Here is a 20,800-nt window from a genome sequence, read left to right on the forward strand (position 1 = left end):
ACCAGAAAGCGCTGGTCCCGGATTGCCAGTATTGGTAGCGGGAATAATCGGTCTGGGTGCGCGAGGAGTAAGGGGTGACGGTATACGACAGCGGCAGGGTGGAGCCGACACAGCGGGTGACGCCGGTTTGCACCACCACCTTGCCGTCAGCCCCGAGCTGGGGAACCAGCGGTTCGCCATCGGGGCCGACGAACACGTCGTCGTCGTTGTACTGCGGAACGCCGAGGCGGGTGCGGCGCTGGATGGTCGGCAGGGCGAGCCGCCAGCCGGTGCCGCAGGGGCCGTTGCCGGCGCCGGCGCTGTAGCCGAGGGTCAGGGCGGGGGCGGATTCGCGGGCGACGGGGAGAGACAGCGGGATGTCGAACGAGACCAGGCCGGCGGAGAGGGTGGGCCCGCTGCCGTCACCGGGGCCGGGAAGGGCGTCGTGGATGGTGGGCAGGGTCGGCGGGGCGACGGAAACAGGCTCGGTGGACATGGCGTGGCTCCACGGATTGACAGGCAGGTGCAGCGGCATGCCTGGCGGATTGAGCCTGACGCAGGAACCTGCGACGGCATCGGGAGGCGCGGCGGGCAAGGGGTTGCCGGCGCTGATAAGACTGCTATAGCGAACTCTCTTCGCTGCCGCTCCCGCTGTCAGACAAGTGGTCGCGCGCTCAGTCCCCCGGCCGGACGTCCTGTTGCTGTCGGGTACGGCGCCATGCGTCAAGCTTGAAACCCTGCTCCCCGGCAATGGCCAGCGCCGTGTCGATATCGGTCTGCGACAGCTGCGGTGTGCGTGACAGCAGCCACAGATAGCGGTGATTCGGCGTACCGACCAGTGCCCAGCGGTAGTCCGGTGCCAGGCCGATTACCCAGTAGTCGCCACGGAACGGCCACATGAAAGTGACCTTCAGTTGTGCATTGCCGTGCCCGTCGACGACCACGGCGCTGCCCTCGGCCTGTTCGACACCGCCTTTTTCGTTCAGGCAGCGGTTCAGCACGCCAATCTTGCCATTGTCCAGCCGCCGGTATTCGGCCGTCGTATTGGCCACGCAGTGACGCTGAAAGAACATCGGCAGGCTGCCTATTTCATACCAGCGCCCCAGATAGCGGTCGAGATCCACGGCCGGCACACTGCGAACCGGCGCGGGATCGGCGGCCTGCGCCGGCGTGGCGCCCAGCGCCAGTAGCAGCAGGCAGGGAAGGGCAAGGTGTTTCATGCTGGTCTCCTGAGCGTGTCCGGCCTGTATCGTGGCAGAAAGCGCGCCATCCGGGCGCTTAATCGAGCTGGATGTTTCGCCCGGCCAGAAAACCGGAAGCCGCCTGCAGCAGTGAAACCAGCATGCACAGCAGCAGGGTGACCGTCCAGCCACCGCTCAGGTCGCGCAGCAGGCCGACCAGCATCGGCCCCGCGGCGGCCAGCAGATAACCGACCGCCTGCGCCATGCCGGACAGGGCTGCCGCCTGGCGCACGCTGCACGCTCGCAGACTGACGAAAGCCAGCCCCAGGATGATGGTTGCGCCGGCGCCCATGCCGTACATCAGCGTCCACAGCACACTCCAGTGCGGTGCCAGCAGCAGTCCGAGCAGACCGACTGTCGACAGTGTCGAGGTGGCGACTGCCAGCAGGCGCTGGTCGTGCAGGCGGCGGATGACCGGCACCAGCAGCAGCCCGGGCAGGGCCGAGGCCACCTGCAGCAGGCCATGCATCGAGCCGGCAGTGGCGGGCGGCAGCCCGGCATCGCGCAGCATCGACGGCAGCCAGCCGACGACGACGTAATACACCAGCGAGTTCAGTCCCAGGAACAGCGTGACCTGCCAGGCCAGCGCATTGCGCCACAGCGGGGTCTCCTGCACCGCTGTCGCCGCGGCCGGCACCGGCGCGGTATGCCGTTGCCACTGCGGCAGCCATGCCAGCAAACCGGCAAGGGCCAGTACGACCGGAAACAGCAGCGACAGTGCCCAGCCGGATGACCATTGCGCCAGCGGCACGGCCAGCACCGAACCCAGCCCGGCCGCGATGCCCATCACCAGCACATAAGCCGAGGTCAGCGAGGCGATGCGGTCCGGAAAATCGCGTTTCAGCAGGCTGGGCAGCAGAACATTGCCGATGGCAATGGCGGCACCGATCAGCAGGGTGCCGGCGAACAGCGCCCACTCGGCGCCAGCGGAACGGATCAGCAGACCGGCGATCAGCGCCAGCAGTGACAGCAGCAGCGTGCGTTCCAGCCCGCAGCGTCGCGCCAGTGGGCCGGCCAGTGGTGACAGGGCGGCAAACGCCAGCAGCGGCAGGGTGGTCAGCAGTCCGGCGGCGGTCGCGCTGAAGGCGAAGTCGGCCCGGATCAGGTCCAGTACCGGCGCCACGCTGGTCACCGGGGCGCGCAGATTGCTCGCGATCAGCAGGATGCCAAGAACCAGCAATCCGGCACGTGCAGGCGGAAGGGAGGGGGTGTTTGCAGTCATGGAGGGTCCGGGAAAAGAGGAACGGCCACTTTACGGCGAGCCCTTTTTGACTGTCTTTGGTTAAAATGACTTTTAATTGTCAAAAACAGCCATCTGGCCCGGAGTGCGGCATGTCCGACCTGTTTGCCTTCCCGCTGACCTTCGACCCGGATGCGTGGCCGGCTTCGGCAATCGCCCTGCGGCTCGATGTCCGCGACAACGGCCGCGAGCAGCCGTTCCACTGCCACCGCAAGGGTCAGCTGGTGCTGGCCCTGCGCGGGGCGGTGACCTGCACGGTAGAGGACGGCATCTGGCTGGTGCCGCCGCAGTGCGGGGTCTGGATTCCTCCCGGTCTGCCGCACAGCAACCGGGTCTCGGACAATGGCCGCATCGGCCTGCTGTTCGTCGAGCCCGGTGCCGCGGCGCTGCCGGCGCACTGCTGCACACTGGCCATCAGTCCGCTGCTGCGCGAGCTGATCGAGTATCTGGCCGGCCAGGCGCCGGATTATCCGGCCGATGGTCCGACCGGACGGCTGGCGCGGGTGCTGCTGGAGCAACTGGCGTCGATGCCGGCCGAGCGGCTGTACCTGCCGGTCGCGACAAGCAGCCGGTTGCGGCGGATTGCCGATGCACTGATCGCCGATCCGTCTGACCGGCGTACGATGGCGCAATGGGCCGCGTGGGTGGCGCTGAGCGAGCGCAGCCTGGCCCGGCTGGCCCTGGCCGAAACCGGCATGACCTTTGGCCGCTGGCGGCGGCAGCTGCACCTGATCGTGGCGCTGCAGCGGCTGTCGGTCGGTACGCCGGTGCAGATCGTGTCGCAGGATCTCGGCTATGAATCGGTCAGCGCGTTCATCACCATGTTCCGCAAGGCACTGGGCCAGGCGCCGACCCGCTACATGGCTGACAGAAACCTGGCTGAAAACCGGTATTGAGCGGGCCGTGCAGCATACGCGACGGGTGCCCATCCCGTGCCAGCCCTGTATCCTTGAGGTCTTGCTGGAGACATGAACAAATGCATGACATTGCCGCGCTCGCCCGGGCGCTTCCCAAAGCCGAACTTCACCTGCACATCGAAGGCACCCTCGAACCCGAACTGGCTTTCGAGCTGGCTGACCGCCATGGCGTGACCCTGGCCTATCCCGATGTCGCGGCGCTGCGTGCCGCCTACGATTTCGACAGCCTGCAGTCCTTTCTCGACCTGTACTATGCCGGCGCCGACGTGCTGCGTGACGAAGCGGACTTCTATGCGCTGACCCGCGCCTATCTCGAACGCGCGCACGCCGACAATGTCCGCCATGTGGAAATCTTCTTCGACCCGCAAACGCATACCGCGCGTGGCGTCAGCCTGCCGACCATGCTGGCCGGCATGCGCCGCGCGCTGCTCGAAGCCGAGGCGCGCGACGGTATCAGCTTCCGCCTGATCCTGTCCTTCCTGCGCCACCTGTCCGAAGCCGACGCGATCGCCACGCTGGAACTGGCCAGACCGTTCCTGCACCGCATCGACGGCATCGGCCTCGATTCGAGCGAACGTGACCATCCGCCGTCCAAATTCCAGCGCGTCTTTGCCTACTGTCGCGAGCTCGGCCTGCCGGTGGTGGCCCATGCCGGCGAGGAAGGCCCGCCCGACTATATCCGCGAAGCGCTGGATCTGCTGAATGTCAGCCGCATCGACCATGGCGTGCGCTGTGCCGAAGATCCGGCACTGATGGCGCGTCTGGCGCGCGAGCAGACGCCGCTGACGGTCTGTCCGCTGTCGAACCTGAAGCTGCGCGTGGTCGATGACCTGCGCGAGCACAACCTGGCCCGTCTGCTGGATGCCGGGCTGAAAGTCACCATCAACTCGGACGATCCGGCCTACTTCGGTGGCTATGTGAACGACAACTATGTGGCCTGTATCGAGGCACTGAAGCTCAGTGCCGGGCAGGTGGTCCGGCTGGCGAAGAACAGCATCGAGGCCAGCTGGCTGGATGTCGACGCCCAGGCACGCCTGCTGGCCGATATCGACCGCGTGTACGCCGACTGGCAGGCCGCGTAGCAGCGCATTGACGCCGGCGGCCGGTGGCCGCGCGGCACAGGCAGCACCAGACCGGGAGAGCGTCGCATGCACCTGTCGCGACTGGAAGTGGCGCATTTCCGTGGCATTCGCCACGGCGTGCTGGATTTTGACCCGGCCAGCACCGTGCTGATCGGCGAGAACGACAGTGGTCGTTCCAGCCTGTTCGATCTGCTGACGGCAGTACTGAAAGCGCCGGAGGACGGCGCCGGCCCCTTCGCCTTTTCGCGCTGGGACGTGCGCTGCCCCGAGGAAGGCCTGTGCGAAGTGCCGCAGCCGATCCGTGCCCGGCTGTGCTTCGTCGAGCGCGAGCCCGGCGAGTGGGATGTGCCGGCGTTCGAGCCGGTGCGTGAACTGTTGGGCGGCATGCCGTGGCCGCGCGAGCTGTGCTTCGAGCTGGCGGCCAGCAACGAGCGGCACGGCCGCGAGGTCGATACCTGGCGCTTCACCGGCCCGGCCGGCAGCCGTGACAACGATGCTGCCCAGCTGGCCTGGCTGCGGGCGCTGAATCCGCTGATCCGCATCGATGCCAGTGCCTCGCCGGCCCGCCGGCTGCCGCTGGCGGCGCACCTGGCCACGCTGGCCGGCACCCCGGACCAGGCTGACCAGCTGGCGGCGCGCGTGCATCGCCATTACCAGCAACTGGTCGAAGGCATCAGCGTCGACCTGCCGGAAGAACTCAGTGCCGGTTTCGACGCGGCGCTCGATCTGCTTGAACGGCTGAACGCCCCCGGGCGCAATGGCGACGAGGCGCCGCGGCATGCGCCGATGCTGGGAGAGCTGATCGGCAATGGCAGCGGACTGACGCCGCAGACCTTCCTGCCCCCGTACGGCAACACCGCCTACCGGCTCGGCCTGTTGCTGCTGCTCGGTGCCGTGCTCGACCATCGCGACACGCCGACGGCGCCCGGCGCCGAACCCATCCTGATCATCGAAGACCCGGAAGCCCATCTGCACCCGATGACGCTGTCGGCCATCTGGCATCTGATCGACCGCATCCGCTGGCAGAAAATCGTCTGCACCCATTCCGGCGATCTGCTGGCCTCGGTGCCGATGACCTCGCTGCGCCGGCTGACGCGGCTGAATGGCGAGGTGACCGTCTGGCGGGTGGCGGCCGATGTACTCGACCGCGACGAACTGCGCCGCTACAGCTATCACGTGCGCAGCCATCGCGGCGTGGCGGCCTTTGCCCGCTGCTGGCTGCTGGTCGAGGGCGAAACCGAATTCTGGCTGCTGCCCGAACTGGCGCGGCTGTGCGGCTACGACTTTGCCATGGAGGGCATCGTCTGCGTCGAGTTCGCCCAGTGCGGCCTGCCGCCGCTGGTCAAGGTCGCGCAGGCGCTGGGCATCCGCTGGCACCTGCTGGCCGACGGTGACCATGCCGGGCAGAGCTATGCCGCTGCGGTGCGCAGCCATGTGCCGCCCGGCGAGCTCGACCAGCATGTGACCGTGCTGCGCCAGCGCGATATCGAGAATGCGCTGTGGCACGCCGGCTATGCCGATGTCTATCGCCGCCACGCCCGGCTGCCGGAAACGGCGGTCGACGTCATGTCGCCGGCGCGGGTGATCACCCGCGCCATCCATCGCACACCGAAGCCGCTGCTGGCGCTGGAAGCGCTGGATGCGATGCAGCAGGCCGGCTCGCCCGGCGTGCCGGAGGAAATGCGTCGGGTCATCGAGTGCTGCGTGGCACTGGCTCGTGGCGAATCGCCGCTGGTGGTCGAGCCGGCGCAGGAGCCGCATTCCCGACATCACCACCGGCCGCGGCGCAAGACCCATCACCGCTATCGGCCGCCACCGGAGGCGTAATCCCCCGGACGGCCCCTTTTTTCGGAGTCCCGCATGAGCGAATCCCTGTCTCCCGAACGCCTGGCCCAGGTCGATGCCTGGTGGCGCGCCGCCAACTTCCTGACCGTCGGCCAGATCTACCTGCTCGACAACCCGTTGCTGCGCGCGCCGCTGAGCGAGGCGCACATCAAACCGCGCCTGCTTGGTCACTGGGGGACCTCGCCCGGCCTGAATTTCCTGTATGCCCACCTGAACCGGGCGATCCAGGACCATGACCTCAATGCGATCTTCCTGTGCGGCCCCGGTCATGGCGGCCCGGCCATGCTGGCCAACACCTGGCTGGAAGGCAGCTACAGCGAGCGCTACCCGGCAGTTTCGCGCGACGAACAGGGCATGCGCCGGCTGTTCCGCCAGTTTTCGTTTCCCGGCGGCGTGCCGAGCCATGCCTCGCCGGAAACGCCGGGGTCAATCCACGAGGGCGGCGAGCTCGGCTATGTGCTTTCCCATGCCTATGGCGCCGCTTTCGACAATCCGTCGCTGCTGGTCGCCTGCGTGATCGGCGATGGCGAGGCTGAAACCGGGCCGCTGGCCACTGCGTGGCACTCGAACAAATTCCTCGATCCGGTCCGCGATGGCGCGGTGCTGCCGATCCTGCACCTGAACGGCTACAAAATTGCCAACCCGACCGTGCTGGCGCGCATCCCGCAGGCCGAGCTGGAGAGCCTGCTGACCGGCTATGGTTACCAGCCGTATTTCGTCGATGGCGACGATCCGGACATCCTGCACCCGCGCATGGCTGCCGTACTTGACCGCGTGCTGGCGGATATCCGTGGCATCCAGCGCGCGGCGCGGGTCGAGGGCAACACGGTGCGGCCACGCTGGCCGATGATCGTGCTGCGCACGCCGAAAGGCTGGACCGGCCCGAAAACCGTGGATGGCCAGCTGACCGAGGGCAGCTGGCGCTCGCACCAGGTACCGCTGTCGGGCCTGTTCGGCAATCCGGCGCATCTGCGCCAGCTCGAAGACTGGCTGTACAGCTACGGCCCGGACACGCTGTTCGACGCCAGCGGGGCGCCGCGGTCGCAGATCGCCGCGCTGGCGCCAGCCGGCACGCGGCGCATGGGACTCAATCCGCATGCCAATGGCGGCGAACTGCTGCGCGACCTGCTGCTGCCCGATTATCGCGATTACCGGGTCGACGTGCCGACGCCGGGGGGCGTCGATGCCGAAGCGCCGCGTGCGCTGGGCATGTTCCTGCGTGATGTGATGCGCGCCAATGCGGCATCGGCCAACTTCCGCGTGTTCGGCCCGGACGAAACGGTGTCGAACCGGCTCGGTGCGCTGTTCGAGGCCACGGAACGCGCGTGGATGGCCGAGCGGCTGCCGGGCGACGACCATCTGGCTGCCGGTGGCCGGGTCATGGAAATCCTGTCCGAGCATACCTGTCAGGGCTGGCTGGAGGGCTATCTGCTGACCGGTCGCCATGGCTGGTTCTCGTGCTACGAGGCATTCATCCACATCATCGACTCGATGTTCAACCAGCACGCCAAATGGCTGAAGGTCACCCGCGAAGGCATCCCGTGGCGACGGCCGATCGCCTCGCTGAACTACCTGCTGACGTCGCACGTCTGGCGCCAGGACCACAACGGCTTCTCGCACCAGGACCCGGGCTTTATCGACCATGTGGTCAACAAGAAGGCCGAGGTGATCCGCGTCTACTTCCCGCCGGATGCCAATACGCTGCTGGCAGTGTCCGACCACTGCCTGCGCAGCCGCAATCTGGTCAATGTCATCGTTGCCGGCAAGCAGCCGGCGCCGCAGTGGCTGGACATGGAAGCCGCCGTGCGCCACTGCGAGGCCGGCATCGGCATCTGGGAGTGGGCCAGCAACGATATCGGCGACGAGCCGGACGTGGTCATGGCCTGCTGCGGCGACGTGCCGACGCTGGAAACGCTGGCGGCGGTGGCCATCCTGCGCGATGCGTTCCCGGACCTGAAAATCCGGGTGGTGAACGTGGTCGACCTGATGCGGCTGCAGCCGCCGGAGGCGCATCCGCACGGGCTGCCCGAACGCGAATATGCGGCGCTGTTTACCGCCGACAAGCCGGTGATTTTCGCCTATCACGGCTATCCGTGGCTGATCCACCGGCTGGTCTACCGCCGGACCAGCCATGACAACCTGCACGTGCATGGCTACAAGGAAGAAGGCACGACCACCACGCCGTTCGACATGACCGTGCTCAACGAACTCGACCGCTATCACCTGGCCATGGCCGTGATCGACCGGGTACCGGCGCTGGCGCGCGTGTCCGCCTACGCGCGCCAGCGCTTGCGCGACCAGCTTGGCCGTCATCGCGATTACATCCGCGAGCACGGCGAGGACATGGCGGAAATCCGCGACTGGCGCTGGCCGGCCGCAAGTGGGGCAGACGGAAAGGCAAGGGAACAATCATGAGCATGCAATTGCGGTTTCTCGGGGCGGCCGGTCAGGTCACGGGCTCGGCCCATCTGCTGGAGATTGGCGACAAGCGCATCCTGATCGACTGCGGGATGTATCAGGAGCGCGCATTTCTCGAGCGCAACTGGGCGAGCTTTCCGGTACCGCCATCCAGCATTGATGCGGTACTGCTGACCCACGCCCACCTCGACCACTGCGGATTGCTGCCGAAACTGGTTCGCGACGGCTTCAGCGGCAAGATCTGGGCCACCGCGCCGACCCTCCGTCTGGCCAGCCTGGTCATGACCGACATTGCCCGCATCCAGGCCGAGGATGCCGGCATCAAGCAGGCGCGGCATGCGCGCGAGGGCAGACAGGGCGAGCATGACGGCGAACTGCTGTATACCGGCTATGACGTGCGCCGGACCGAGGCGCATTTCCGCGAAGCGCGTTTCGGCGAGCCGCTGTCGCCGGTCGACGGCGTCAGCGTGCGCTTTCTGCCGGCGGGCCACATCCTGGGTGCCGCCCTGCTGGAGGTCACGGCCCGCGATGCCGGCAAGACCCGCAAGCTGGTGTTCTCCGGCGACCTGGGCCGGCGCGACATGCCGATCGTGCCGGACCCGGCCGTGCTGCACGAGGCTGACTACATCGTGCTGGAAACCACCTACGGCGATCGCGACCACCCGGACGAGGACACCGAGGCCGTGCTGGCCGACATCGTCAACGATACCGTCGACCGGGGCGGCAATCTGGTGGTGCCGTCATTCGCCATTGAACGCGCACAGCAACTGCTGCTGCATTTCTCGCATCTGCTCGGTTCCGGCCGCATTCCGCCGCTGCGGGTATACCTGGACAGCCCGATGGCCATCGATGCCACGGCGATCTACCGGCGCATGCTGACCTTTGTTGACGGGCCGGCGCGCGAAATGCTGCGCGGCCGTGAATGGCGTGACACGCGGCGGCTGATCGAGACCGTGCGCAGCCCGGTTGCCTCGCGGGCGCTGGATGCCATCCACGGCACGGCCGTGCTGATCGCCGGTTCCGGCATGTGTACCGGGGGGCGCATCAAGCAGCACCTGAAAGCGAATATCAGCCGGCCGGAGTCCACCGTGCTGTTCACCGGCTACCAGGCCGAGGGAACGCTGGGGCGCGAGATCGTCGATGGTGCACGGGAGGTCCGCATCGGCGGCGAGTCGTATCCGGTCCGGGCGCGCATTGCCGAGCTGCATGCGATGTCGGCCCATGCCGACCGTCGCGGTCTGCTGGCCTGGCTGGGCGGGTTCTCCGCGCCGCCGCGCAAGCTGTTCCTGGTCCATGGTGAGGCCAGCGCCCGGCAGGCATTCGCCGATACCGTCGCGGCGGATCTCGGCTGGCCACTGGTCCTGCCGCAGTGGGGCGACGTGGTCACGCTGGACTGACTCGCGGCTGGTGACCGCCGGCCCGGAACTGCTGTCCATCGCCTGAACGGGCGAGGCTACAGCGAGGTGTAGAAAGTCCGCACCCCGGAGCCGATGAACTGGACGCCGACGCAGATCAGCAGGAAACCCATCAGCCGGGTCAGCACGTCCATGGCGCTCGGGCCGAGCTGCTCGGAAATGCGCGACGACAGCCGCAGTGCCAGCCACACGCAGAGCGTGGCGCCAACGATGGCCAGCAGGGTCAGCCCGAGTGCGGCCAGCTTGAAATTCCAGTTGGAAATTTCGGCGATCTCGGTCGAGAAGCCGATGACCACGGCGATGGTGCCGGGGCCGCTGATGCCCGGCATGGCCAGCGGGAAGAACGCCACCTGATGGCCTTCGCGCGTGGCCTGGCTGGTGGTGTCCTGCGAGTGGTACAGCATCCGGTAGCCGACCAGCGCCACGACGATGCCGCCGGCGACCCGCAGTGCACCATACGAGATACCGAACATTTCCAGCACCACGTTGCCGCCGACCAGCGATACCACCATGATGCCGCCCGCGTACAGGCAGGCATCCAGTGCGACCCGCGCGCGCTGCGTGCGGCTGTCGTGGGTGGTCAGCGAGATGAACATCGGGATCTTCGACAGCGGGTTGGTGATGACCACCAGGCTGAGCAGGGCGCCGAGCAGATACTGCGATACGAGTTGGGTGATCGACATGGGGCGGGTGTCCGGGACCAGCCGGCATTATGCGCATTCTGCTGCCTGTGTGCACCCGCCGGATGGATGCAGCGGGTGCGCATGGCGCACCGGCATCCATTCCTGTCCCTCCGCCGGAGTCCCGGGGTCCGCGCCGCTTACAGCAGGAGACTGATCTGGCCAAGCGATGAGCGCAGTGAGCCCGGCGCCGTCTGATACAGCGAACTGGCCGAACTGGCCAGGCTGGGCGACTGCGGCAGAGAGCGCAACGATGAGAGCATCGAATACGATGCCGGTGAACGCAGGGTGGCCACCGACGGCGAGGTGGCCAGACTTCTGATGCTGCGCATCGAAGCCAGCGACCCCAGGCTGGATCTCAGCCCTGATGTCGATGTCGAGGCGTTCAATAGCGCGGCCCTGGGAAAAAACGATTGCGGGACAGCAACATCCACCATGGTGGGCAGTCTGCCAATACGCGGATCGAGATGATCGGGGGACACTTTGTGGAAAGTGTGGGCGAGATTCGTGCCTTTTCGCATCAGATGGACAAACAGGCCGATTTCAATCACTGCTGTGGCAATTTGAAAAATATTGGAAGCGATACTCAGCTTTTCCGACACGGCCGGGTGAACGCCCTCCATGCTGCCCGACGCGGCCTGCAAGGCGGAAGACGTCAGGCTGAAGCCGGCCGCCACATAAGACAAGGCCATCAGCAGTGGAGAGCCCATGCCGGCCGTCGTTATCACCAGGGCCAGGGCAACCACGGCGCTCAGCATGCCGGCGAAAATATCCAGGCCGGATCCAAGGCTCAGATAGCCCGACGGATCGGTCCGGTTGATCGGGTCGCCATTGCAGAATGCGTAGCCATTGACGCCCCCTGCCGAGAACGGACTGAACGGATCCAGGCGCAGAAGGCGCTGTATCGTTGGCGAGTAGCTGCGAGCACCGTTGCCCAGGTGATACAGCTGAACGTTATTGTCGATCACGTCGATCAGCTGCCCATGCATGCCGATCATGACGCGGCCGAAAGCCGGGGGCCGCATCAGAGAGGCACGGCGCGTTCTGAATGTCATGGCTTTTCCCCCCGATAAGGAACTCGTCGGCGAGAACGCCTCCCGCCCGTACTCCGCTTCATATATACAGCGGAGTGCGGGCGGGCAGGGCAAAGGCCGATGAGTGGATGCCCATGCCGGCCGTCAGTACCTACTCGTTGCCGAGTTTCAGCGGGATGTACAGCGTGTTGTCCAGCCGGCGCACCAGCAGTGCCAGGTTCGGGCCGGAGGCAGCAAGCAGCTTCTCGAACGTCTTCAGGTCGGCGACGCTGTTCTGGTTGACGCCGATGATCACATCGCCGCGCATCAGGCCGGACTTGGCCGCCAGACCGGTCACCTTGTCGACCAGCAGGCCACCCTGGATGCCCAGCTGCGAACGCTGCTCACGCGTCAGTTCGCTGACCGAGATGCCGAGCCGGTCGAAATTCAGCTGCGGCTGCTGTTCGGCCTTTTTCTTCTGTGCGCCCTGGGCCGTGTCCGCCTTCAGTTCGACCAGCACCGCGTTCAGCGCCAGCGACTGGCCCTTGCGCCAGACGCCGAGTTTGACCGTAGTGCCGGGCTTCTTCTCGCCGACCAGCATCGGCAGGTCGGCCGAACTGCCGACCTTCTTGCCGTCAAGGCTGAGAATGATGTCGCCCGGTGCCAGACCGGCCTTGGCCGCCGGACTGCCGGATTCGACCCGGACCACCAGCGCGCCATCGGCGGTGTCGCGACCGAACGAACGGGCCAGCTCCTGGGTCATTTCCTGGATGTGCACGCCGAGCTGGCCACGGCTGACCTTGCCGCTGGTCTTCAGCTGCTCGGCCACCGACATGGCGATGTCGATCGGAATCGAGAACGAAATGCCCATGAAGCCGCCGGAACGGCTGTAGATCTGCGAATTGATGCCGACCACTTCGCCACTGAGATTGAACAGCGGCCCGCCCGAGTTGCCGGGGTTGATGGCGACATCGGTCTGGATGAACGGCACATAGGTGTCGTCCGGCAGGTTGCGGCCCTTGGCCGACACGATGCCGGCGGTCACGGTATTGTCGAAGCCGAACGGCGCGCCGATCGCGGCGACCCATTCACCAACCTTCAGCGTGGCCGGATTGCCGATCTTGACCGTCGGCAGGTCCTTGCCCTCGACCTTCAGCAGGGCGACGTCGGTGCGCTTGTCGATACCGACCAGCTTGGCCTTCAGTTCGCGCTTGTCGGTCAGCTTGACCAGAATCTGCTGCGCATTCAGCACCACATGCGAGTTGGTCATGATGTAACCATCGCTGGAGATGATGAAGCCCGAGCCATAGCTGATCGAGTCGCGCTCGCGCGGCTGCTGGGTCTGCCCCCCGCCCGGCGGCATGAAGCGCTTGAAGAATTCGTAGAACGGATCGTCTTCCGGAATCGGGAACGGGAATGGCGAATCGGCATCGCTGCCGTCGTCTTCCTCGACCCGGTTGGCACTGATGTTGACGACGGCCGGGCCTTCGCGCTCGACCAGCGTGGTGAAATCGGCCAGCAGCATGCCGGGACGGTTGGGCGCGTTCTGGACGATGGGCTTGTCTGCGCCCGAGCCGCTCCAGGACTGATAAAGCTCCTTGGCCTTGTCACACCCGCCCAGCATGAACGGCAGCGTCAATGCGAGGGCAAGGGTGGTTTTGCGGAAAGCGGGCATCACAACGTCATCCTTTTTTTCTGGCAGGGCTTGAATCTGAAAACCGCAACATGGTAACACCAGCGCGGTGCCCGAATACATGGTGCTCACTGGTCCGGTTGCAAGTCCTGACGCGTCAGCCCTGTGCACCCTTGTCCGGCCATTCGCACAGGTCGGCAATCACGCAGTCTGCGCATTTCGGCTTGCGCGCGGTGCAGGTGTAGCGACCGAACAGGATCAGCCAGTGATGCAGATCCAGCTTGTATTCGGCCGGGGTGACGCGGATCAGCTTGTCCTCGACCTCGCGCGGGGTTTTGCCCGGCGCCAGCCGGGTACGGTTGCCGACACGGAAAATATGGGTGTCGACCGCAATGGTCGGCTGATTGAAGGCGACGTTCAGCACCACATTGGCCGTTTTGCGACCGACGCCGGGCAGCGCTTCCAGCGCCTCCCGCGTCTGCGGCACTTCGCCGCCATGCCGCTCCAGCAGCAGGCGACAGGTTTCGATCACATGGCGGGCCTTGCTGCGGAACAGGCCGATGGTCTGGATGTACGGAATCAGCCCGTCTTCGCCGAGACCAAGCATTTTCTCCGGGGTATTGGCGACCGGAAACAGCCGGGCGGTGGCAGCGTTGACGCTCTTGTCGGTTGCCTGCGCCGACAGCGCGACGGCCACCAGCAGCTCGAATGGCGTGCTGTAGTTCAGCTCGGTGCGCGGAGACGGGTTGGCGGCGGCCAGACGGGCGATGATGGCTTTGCGTTTGCTGTCGTTCATGCCGGGGCCAGCTGACGGTTGGCGGTACGGGCCCGGGCGCGGGCATCGAGCCAGTTCTTGCCGGCGATCAGTGCGGCCAGGCCGAGGAAGGCGCCCGGCGGCAGCAGCGCGATCAGGAACTGGTAGTCGGCCGGGGCGACATGAATGACCCAGCCGGCCGCCTGCGGGCCGAACACCAGGTCCAGACCGGACAGCAGCGTGCCGCGTCCGAGCAGTTCACGCAAGGCGCCGAGCAGGCCGAGCACCAGCGTCAGGCCGATGCCCATCATGAAGCCGTCCCAGGCCGACTGCCGCAGCGGATTCTTCGATGCGAAGGCCTCGGCACGCGCCAGCACGATACAGTTGGTGGTGATCAGCGGAATGAAAATCCCGAGTACGGCATACAGCCCGTGCACATAGGCGTTCATCAGCAGGTCGACCATGGTCACCAGCGCGGCGATGATGGTGATGAAAATCGGATTGCGGATCTCGTTCGGCACCAGATGGCGCACGGCGGCCACCGCCGCGCTGGACAGTCCGGTCACCAGTGCGGTGGCCAGGCCGAGTGACACGCCATTGACCACGCTGGTGCTGACCGCCAGTACCGGGCACATGCCGAGAATCTGCACTACGCCGGCGTTCTGCTTCCATACGCTGTTCAGCGCGATATCGCGCATCTCGTGCGCCGGCGCGGCCGGGCTGTTGTCCTGGGGGGGCTGGGTCGTCATGGTCTGGCACCGGTGGGTTCACGGGCGGGGACGGGCTGAGCGTCCCATTGTCCGGGTTTTGTGCGTTCGGCGGCAACAAAGCGCAGGGTGTTTGCCACGGCGCCGACCACGGCGCGCGGGCTGACCGTTGCCCCGGCCATGGCGTCGAACCGGCCGCCGTCCTTTTTGACCTTCCACTCGCTGTCGCGGGTCAGGGCCAGGCCGTTGAACTGGTCGATCCAGTCGCTTTTGGCGCGATCGATATAGTCGCCGAGCCCCGGCGTTTCCTTGTGGCTGACCACGCGCACGCCGGTAATGGCGCCCTGTGCATCGACCCCGACCAGCAGACGGATCCTGCCGGCATAGCCGTTTGGCGCCGTGGCCTCGAACACCCGGGCCACCATGCGGCCGCCGAGGCGGGCGATATAAACCTGTGACGGGCCGTCATTGCCGAGCCGGCGGCCATCGGCGGCGGACAGCGTCACGGCTGCCCGGGCCGGATCATTGTCATAGCCGCCGGCCGGCAGCACCTGGCTGACGATGGCGAGGCGGGCGGCCTGCTCGTTGGCGGCGACGATCCTGTGGGTCAGCGCGTAGACGCCGGCCATCAGCGCGGTGGCGACCAGCGCAAACACAAACAGCGTCAGTGCGCTGACGCGGGCCTGGCGCAGGGTTTCATTCATGGTGCGGCCTTGTCATGGCCGAAAACCGGCGGTTGCGTATAGCGATCGATCAGTGGCACGGCGATATTCATCAGCAGGATGGCGAAGGCCATGCCGTCGGGGAAACTGCCGAAGCTGCGAATCACCCACAGCAGCAGGCCGACACCGGCGCCGAACAGCAGCTTGCCGCGCGGCGTGACCGGGCCGGTGACCGGGTCGGTCACGATAAACCATGCCCCGAGCATCGAGGCGCCGGCCAGCAGATGCAGTGGAGCGCCGACAAAGCGCGACGGGTCCAGCGCATGGAACAGGGCGGCGACCACGGCCAGGGTAGTCAGCATCGCTACTGGCGCATGCCAGCTCAGCAGGCGCCGCGCCAGCAGGTACAGGCCGCCGAGCGCAAAGGCCGCGGCGACCCATTCGGCGCCAGCGCCTGCCAGGTAGCCGAACACCGGTCCGTGCAGGGCGTCATCCAGCCCCTGACCGGCACTGAGCCGGGTTTTCAGGTAATCGAGCGGCGTGGCGGCACTGACCGCATCCAGCGCCACCCGTTCCGGCAACTGGCGGGTCAGGATATGGACGACCTGTTCCCATGCCGACAGCGAACCATATGGTGCTGCCCACTGCGACATTTGCGCCGGGAACGAGATGATCATCACCGCGAAGCCGACCATGGCCGGATTGAACGGATTGTTGCCGAGCCCGCCATACAGGTGCTTGGCGACGACAATGGCAAAGAAACTGGCGACGACCAGCAACCACCACGGGCCCAGCGGCGGGAAGGACAGCGCCAGCAGCCAGGCGGTGACCCAGGCCGAGCCATCGGCGAGGAACGGACGCAGCGGCAGGCCGCGTGCCCGCAGCATGGCAGCCTCGAAGCCGAGGCAGGCCAGCGAGGCCAGCACCAGCTGCAGCAGCACGCCGGCGCCGAACACGTAGACGGAGACCAGCAGGCCGGGCAGCAGCGCGGCGATCACGGTCAGCATGATATGGCTGACGCGGGTGGGTTTGGCGAGATAGGGCGAAGTCGGCATCGGCTCAGGGGGCATCGGATTCGGAGGGGGGCGGCGTCGCCTCGGCCGCTTTGGCCGCCTTGCGTGCGGCGGCGCGGGCCATGGCGGCCTCGATGGCCGCTTTCTTGTCGGCATCGCTCATCGGCGTGGCGGCGGGAGCGGCCGGGTCCTTGCCGGCACCGGCGGCCTTGCGCGCCGCCGCCCGGGCCATGGCCGCCTGGATGGCGGCCTGCTTGTCGGCATCGAGGGTTGCCGCAGGGGCGGGGGCCGTCTCGGCTGCGACGGCGGGAGCGCTGGCAGCAGCGGCTGCCGCACGGGCGGCAAGGCGCGCTGCTTTTTCTTCCTTGTCGCGCGCGGCGCGGTAGTTGCGGAAGTCAAAGCGTGTCCGTGCCAGTTCGGCCGCCTTTCTGTCACGCTCGGCGGCCCAGATTTCGTCCTTGGCGTAGCGGTAGTAGTCGACCAGCGGAATCTGGCTCGGGCAGACATAGCTGCAGGCGCCGCATTCGATGCAGTCGAACAGCGCGTATTCCTGCGCCCGGCCGAACTGCTTCGACCTGGCATGCCAGTACAGCTCCATCGGCTGCAGACTGGCCGGACAGACCTCGCTGCAGGCGCCGCAGCGGATACAGGGCAGGGCCGGTGGACGCGGCGGGAGCAGCGCCTCGCTGCGGGCGATCAGGCAGTTGGTCGCCTTGGTGATGCCGGCGGCCGGTGCCGGCAGGGTAAAGCCCATCATCGGACCACCCATGATGATGCCGCGGCTGTCCGGCGTCGGGCCGGCCTGGCCGACCAGCCAGTCGGCCGGCGTGCCGATGCGCGCCTCGACATTGCCGGCCCGCGCGACGGCGCCGGTCACGGTGACGATGCGCGACACCACCGGCAGGCCCAGCACCAGTGCGCGCCAGACGGTATAGGCGGTGGCGACGTTGAAGCACTGCACGCCGAAATCGGTCGAGCGCACGCCATGCGGCACCTCCTTGCCGGTCAGCACGCGGATCAGCTGCTTGGCGCCGCCGCCCGGGTAGCGGGTCGGCACGCTGACCACCTCGATACCGGTGCCGGCACAGGCGGCCGTCAGGGCGGCGATGGCCTCGGGCTTGTCGTCCTCGATGCCGATCAGGGTTTCCTTCGCCTGCATGCGCTCGGCCAGCAGCCCGACGCCGAGGACGATGTCGGCCGCGCGCTCGCGCATCAGCCGGTCGTCGCAGCTGATATACGGCTCGCACTCGGCGCCATTGATGACCAGCGTCTCCAGCCCGCCATCGCTCAGCTTCAGCGCAGTCGGGAACACGGCGCCGCCCAGTCCGACCACACCCATGTCGCGCAACTGCTCGCGCAGCGTGCGGCTATCGGCCTGTCGCCAGTCGACCGGCACCGGGTCGACGCTGTCGTCGCGGCCATCCGGCTCAATGACGATACTCAGTGCCGGCAGCCCGGACGGATGGGCGAACGGTCGTTCCTCGATGGCCAGCACCCGGCCGGACGCCGGGGCATGTACGGCGGCCGACACATTGCCGTCGGCATCGGCGATGCGCTGGTGCGCGAGCACCCGCTCGCCGACCGCGACGCAGGGGCGGGCCGGATTGCCGATGCTCTGGTTCAGCGGCACCACCAGTTGCGGCGGCAGGCCGGCATCGCGGATCGGCGTGCCGTTCGATTCGGTCTTGTGGCGCGGCGGGTGGACGCCGCCATGGAAGGTAAAGCGTGGTTTCATGCGGGACCGGAGGGCTGAGCGAGGGTGAGGGCGAACACCGGATAGTGCCATTTCCAGTTCTTGACCGTGACCGGCAGCGGCGCCATGTGGATGCAGTCGACCGGGCACGGGGCAACGCACAGCTCGCAGCCGGTGCATTCGTCGCGCAGGATGGTATGCATATGCTTGGCCGCGCCGAGGATCGCATCGACTGGGCAGGCCTGGATGCACAGGGTACAGCCGATGCAGGTGGTTTCGTCGATAACGGCAACCGACTTCGGTTTCGGCTGGGCAGCATCGGCGTCGAACGGCACGAACTCGACGCCGAGCAGGTCGGCCAGCTTGCGGATACCATCTTCGCCGCCCGGCGGACAGCGGTTGATGCCGGTTTCGCCACCGGCAATGGCGGTGGCGTACGGCTTGCAGCCGGGGTAGCCGCACTGGCCACACTGGGTTTGCGGCAGTACGGCGTCGATCTTGTCGACCAGCGGGTCACCTTCGACCCGGAAGCGGACCGAGGCGGCGCCGAGCACCGCGCCGAGCAGCAGGGCCAGCGCCGCCATTACCGCAATGGCAATCAGGAAACCGCTCATTTCACCAGGCCCCCGAAGCCCATGAAGGCCAGACTCATCAGTCCGGCGGTGACAAAGGCGATGGCCGTGCCCTGGAAGGGCCGCGGGATGTCGGCGCCTTCGAGTCGCTCACGCATGGCGGCGAACAGCACCAGAATCAGGGTGAAGCCGGCGGCGCTGCCGAAGCCGAATACCAGCGACTCGGCAAAAGTATGCTTTTCCTGCACATTCAGCAGCGGTACGCCAAGCACGGCGCAGTTGGTAGTGATCAGTGGCAGGTAGATGCCGAGCACCTGGTACAGCACCGGACTGGTCTTCTGGATCACCATTTCGGTGAACTGCACAATGGCGGCGATCACGACGATAAAAGCCAGCGTGCGCAGGTATTCGACCCCGGCTGCAAGCAGCAGCAGGTTGATCAGGTGGCTGGTGCCGGATGCCAGCGTCAGCACGAAAGTCGTGGCCGCGCCCATGCCGATGGCCGCTTCCAGCTTCTTCGAGACCCCCATGAACGGGCACAGGCCGAGAATGCGGACCAGGACCACGTTGTTGACCAGCACGGCGGCCACGAGAATCAAAAGGTAATGACTGAAGTCCATCTCAAGCGCCCTTCCGTCACCGGGAGGACGGCGAAAAATGTGCGGATTATCCGACGCGCCCCGGCAGAGTTCAACCGGCGCCCCGCCGGTATTTGGCCTGGCGCAATATTCAGCGTAGTCCAGCGGGCCGGAAACGGCGGTCTCCCGCCGGGGCAGAAAAGCGGCCCGGGCGGGTTTTCTGTTTTCTGCCTCCCTGGTCCTGCAGACCCACAGGAGAAGTTCATGTCCTCATTCCCCAGGCCGGTGTCGGCCACGAGCTGCACTACCTTGATGTGACGGACGAGGAATGCAAGCGCCGGCTGCGGGCGCGCCACGCCGCCGGCGGACACCCGTTCACGCTGGATGACGCACAGTTCGACGCCATGACGCGCCACTTCGTGCCGCCGGCGGACGAGGAGGGGTTCCGGCTTGTTCGGCATGGCTGAGCCCCGCAGATGAAAAAAGCCACGGCATTCGCCGTGGCTACCTTCTCCTCCAACCTCTCCTGGGCTGTTTTTTGCGATCAGGCCGGTTCTTGCAGCTGATCGAGAATCTGCGGGTTTTCCAGCGTCGACGTGTCCTGGGTGATTTCCTCGCCCTTGGCGATCGAACGCAGCAGGCGGCGCATGATCTTGCCCGAACGGGTCTTCGGCAGGTTCTCGCCGAAGCGGATATCGTCCGGCTGGGCGATCTTGCCGATTTCGTGCGCGACCCAGCTCTTCAGCTCGGCGGCGATCTTCCTGGCTTCCTCGCCGGTCGGACGCGGGCCCTTCAGCACCACGAACGCCACCACGGCCTCACCCTTGACCTCGTGCGGCTTGCCGACCACGGCGGCTTCGGCCACCAGCGGGTTGGCGACCAGCGCCGACTCGATTTCCATCGTGCCCAGACGGTGACCGGACACGTTCAGCACGTCGTCGATACGGCCCATGATCCAGAAATAGCCGTCCTCGTCGCGGTGCGCCGAGTCGCCGGCCAGGTAGTACTGGCCGTTGAACTCGTCCGGGAAGTAGGTCTTGCGGAAGCGGTCGGCATCGTTCCAGATGGTGCGGACCAGGCTCGGGAACGGACGCTTGATGACCAGGAAGCCGCCATTGCCAAGTTCGACCGGCGCGCCGGATTCGTCGACGATATCGGCCATGATGCCCGGCAGCGGCAGGGTGCAACTGCCCGGCTTGGTCGCCACCGCGCCCGGCATCGGCGCGATCATCGCGCTGCCGGTTTCGGTCTGCCACCAGGTGTCGACGATCGGGCAACGACCGCCGCCAACCACTTCGTAGTACCACATCCACGCTTCCGGGTTGATCGGCTCGCCGACCGTGCCGAGCAGGCGCAGG

20 protein-coding genes are annotated in these 20,800 nt (G+C 66.6%); 6 read left to right on the plus strand and 14 right to left on the minus strand.

Annotated elements, in window-relative coordinates; genetic code table 11:
* The 3 genes from Q352_RS21765 to Q352_RS0117035 form a co-directional block, all read right to left on the minus strand.
* Positions 1–475: SpvB/TcaC N-terminal domain-containing protein (locus Q352_RS21765; RefSeq protein WP_276325002.1), on the minus strand; the 475-nt coding region annotated here is incomplete at its 3' end.
* 178 nt (positions 476–653) lie between these two features.
* Positions 654–1,199: a lipocalin family protein gene (locus Q352_RS0117030; protein WP_036386885.1), complete on the minus strand. Its 546-nt coding sequence runs from the start codon at positions 1,197–1,199 to the stop codon at positions 654–656.
* Between the two features lie 58 nt (positions 1,200–1,257).
* Positions 1,258–2,442 carry an MFS transporter gene (locus Q352_RS0117035; RefSeq protein WP_028500366.1) on the minus strand — a complete coding sequence of 395 codons (1,185 nt, stop codon included), beginning with the start codon at positions 2,440–2,442 and terminating at the stop codon, positions 1,258–1,260.
* 110 nt (positions 2,443–2,552) lie between these two features.
* Here Q352_RS0117035 and Q352_RS0117040 point away from each other — a divergent pair, with 110 nt between their 5' ends.
* The 5 genes from Q352_RS0117040 (at position 2,553) to Q352_RS0117060 (ending at position 10,119) form a co-directional block, all read left to right on the plus strand.
* Positions 2,553–3,356 (plus strand): AraC family transcriptional regulator, encoded by an 804-nt coding sequence (locus Q352_RS0117040; protein WP_028500367.1) that lies wholly within the window; start codon positions 2,553–2,555, stop codon positions 3,354–3,356.
* Between the two features lie 80 nt (positions 3,357–3,436).
* A complete protein-coding gene (locus Q352_RS0117045) occupies positions 3,437–4,459 on the plus strand; it encodes an adenosine deaminase (protein ID WP_028500368.1) in 1,023 nt (340 codons plus the stop codon).
* Between the two features lie 66 nt (positions 4,460–4,525).
* Positions 4,526–6,286 carry an ATP-dependent nuclease gene (locus Q352_RS0117050; protein WP_028500369.1) on the plus strand — a complete coding sequence of 587 codons (1,761 nt, stop codon included), beginning with the start codon at positions 4,526–4,528 and terminating at the stop codon, positions 6,284–6,286.
* Positions 6,287–6,319: 33 nt separating this feature from the next.
* A complete protein-coding gene (locus Q352_RS21770) occupies positions 6,320–8,719 on the plus strand; it encodes a phosphoketolase family protein (RefSeq protein ID WP_036386887.1) in 2,400 nt (799 codons plus the stop codon).
* Entirely contained in the window at positions 8,716–10,119 is a 1,404-nt protein-coding gene (locus tag Q352_RS0117060; RefSeq protein WP_028500370.1) for an MBL fold metallo-hydrolase RNA specificity domain-containing protein, read from the plus strand. The genes Q352_RS21770 and Q352_RS0117060 overlap by 4 nt, the downstream gene beginning before the upstream one ends.
* Before the next feature lie 56 nt (positions 10,120–10,175).
* Here Q352_RS0117060 and Q352_RS0117065 read toward each other — a convergent pair whose 3' ends face one another.
* The 10 genes from Q352_RS0117065 to rsxA form a co-directional block, all read right to left on the minus strand.
* A complete protein-coding gene (locus Q352_RS0117065; protein ID WP_028500371.1) occupies positions 10,176–10,820 on the minus strand; it encodes a MarC family NAAT transporter in 645 nt (214 codons plus the stop codon).
* A gap of 137 nt (positions 10,821–10,957) precedes the next feature.
* The gene (locus Q352_RS0117070) at positions 10,958–11,872 is read right to left on the minus strand and encodes an RHS repeat-associated core domain-containing protein (RefSeq protein ID WP_084300324.1); all 915 of its coding nucleotides are present in this window, start codon (positions 11,870–11,872) and stop codon (positions 10,958–10,960) included.
* Between the two features lie 130 nt (positions 11,873–12,002).
* Positions 12,003–13,505, minus strand: a complete 1,503-nt coding sequence (locus Q352_RS0117075) for a DegQ family serine endoprotease (RefSeq protein WP_028500373.1) — start codon at positions 13,503–13,505, stop codon at positions 12,003–12,005.
* Between the two features lie 115 nt (positions 13,506–13,620).
* Complete coding sequence (gene nth / locus Q352_RS0117080) at positions 13,621–14,259, minus strand: endonuclease III (protein WP_028500374.1); 639 nt, start codon at positions 14,257–14,259, stop codon at positions 13,621–13,623.
* Positions 14,256–14,966, minus strand: coding sequence for an electron transport complex subunit E (locus tag Q352_RS0117085; RefSeq protein ID WP_051529060.1), 711 nt, complete (start codon positions 14,964–14,966; stop codon positions 14,256–14,258). The genes nth and Q352_RS0117085 overlap by 4 nt, the downstream gene beginning before the upstream one ends.
* A complete protein-coding gene (gene rsxG / locus Q352_RS21775; protein ID WP_051529061.1) occupies positions 14,963–15,628 on the minus strand; it encodes an electron transport complex subunit RsxG in 666 nt (221 codons plus the stop codon). The genes Q352_RS0117085 and rsxG overlap by 4 nt, the downstream gene beginning before the upstream one ends.
* Entirely contained in the window at positions 15,625–16,641 is a 1,017-nt protein-coding gene (locus Q352_RS0117095) for an RnfABCDGE type electron transport complex subunit D (RefSeq protein WP_028500376.1), read from the minus strand. Before Q352_RS0117095 ends, rsxG begins: the two co-directional genes overlap by 4 nt.
* A gap of 4 nt (positions 16,642–16,645) precedes the next feature.
* Positions 16,646–18,334: an electron transport complex subunit RsxC gene (rsxC, locus tag Q352_RS0117100; RefSeq protein WP_028500377.1), complete on the minus strand. Its 1,689-nt coding sequence runs from the start codon at positions 18,332–18,334 to the stop codon at positions 16,646–16,648.
* Positions 18,331–18,906, minus strand: a complete 576-nt coding sequence (gene rsxB / locus Q352_RS0117105) for an electron transport complex subunit RsxB (protein WP_028500378.1) — start codon at positions 18,904–18,906, stop codon at positions 18,331–18,333. The genes rsxC and rsxB overlap by 4 nt, the downstream gene beginning before the upstream one ends.
* The gene (gene rsxA, locus Q352_RS0117110) at positions 18,903–19,484 is read right to left on the minus strand and encodes an electron transport complex subunit RsxA (RefSeq protein ID WP_028500379.1); all 582 of its coding nucleotides are present in this window, start codon (positions 19,482–19,484) and stop codon (positions 18,903–18,905) included. Before rsxA ends, rsxB begins: the two co-directional genes overlap by 4 nt.
* A 92-nt stretch (positions 19,485–19,576) precedes the next feature.
* On the opposite strand from rsxA, the gene Q352_RS24490 reads away from it, so the two are divergent.
* On the plus strand, positions 19,577–19,909 hold the full coding sequence (locus tag Q352_RS24490) for a P-loop nucleotide/nucleoside kinase family protein (RefSeq protein ID WP_084300326.1): 333 nt from the start codon (positions 19,577–19,579) through the stop codon (positions 19,907–19,909).
* A gap of 77 nt (positions 19,910–19,986) precedes the next feature.
* Here the strand turns inward: Q352_RS24490 and Q352_RS0117120 are convergent.
* Positions 19,987–20,800, minus strand: an 814-nt coding sequence (locus Q352_RS0117120; RefSeq protein WP_028500380.1) for an AMP-binding enzyme, incomplete at its 5' end; no start/stop codon positions are given.

The organism is Microvirgula aerodenitrificans DSM 15089 (assembly GCF_000620105.1).
Lineage (GTDB): Bacteria > Pseudomonadota > Gammaproteobacteria > Burkholderiales > Aquaspirillaceae > Microvirgula > Microvirgula aerodenitrificans.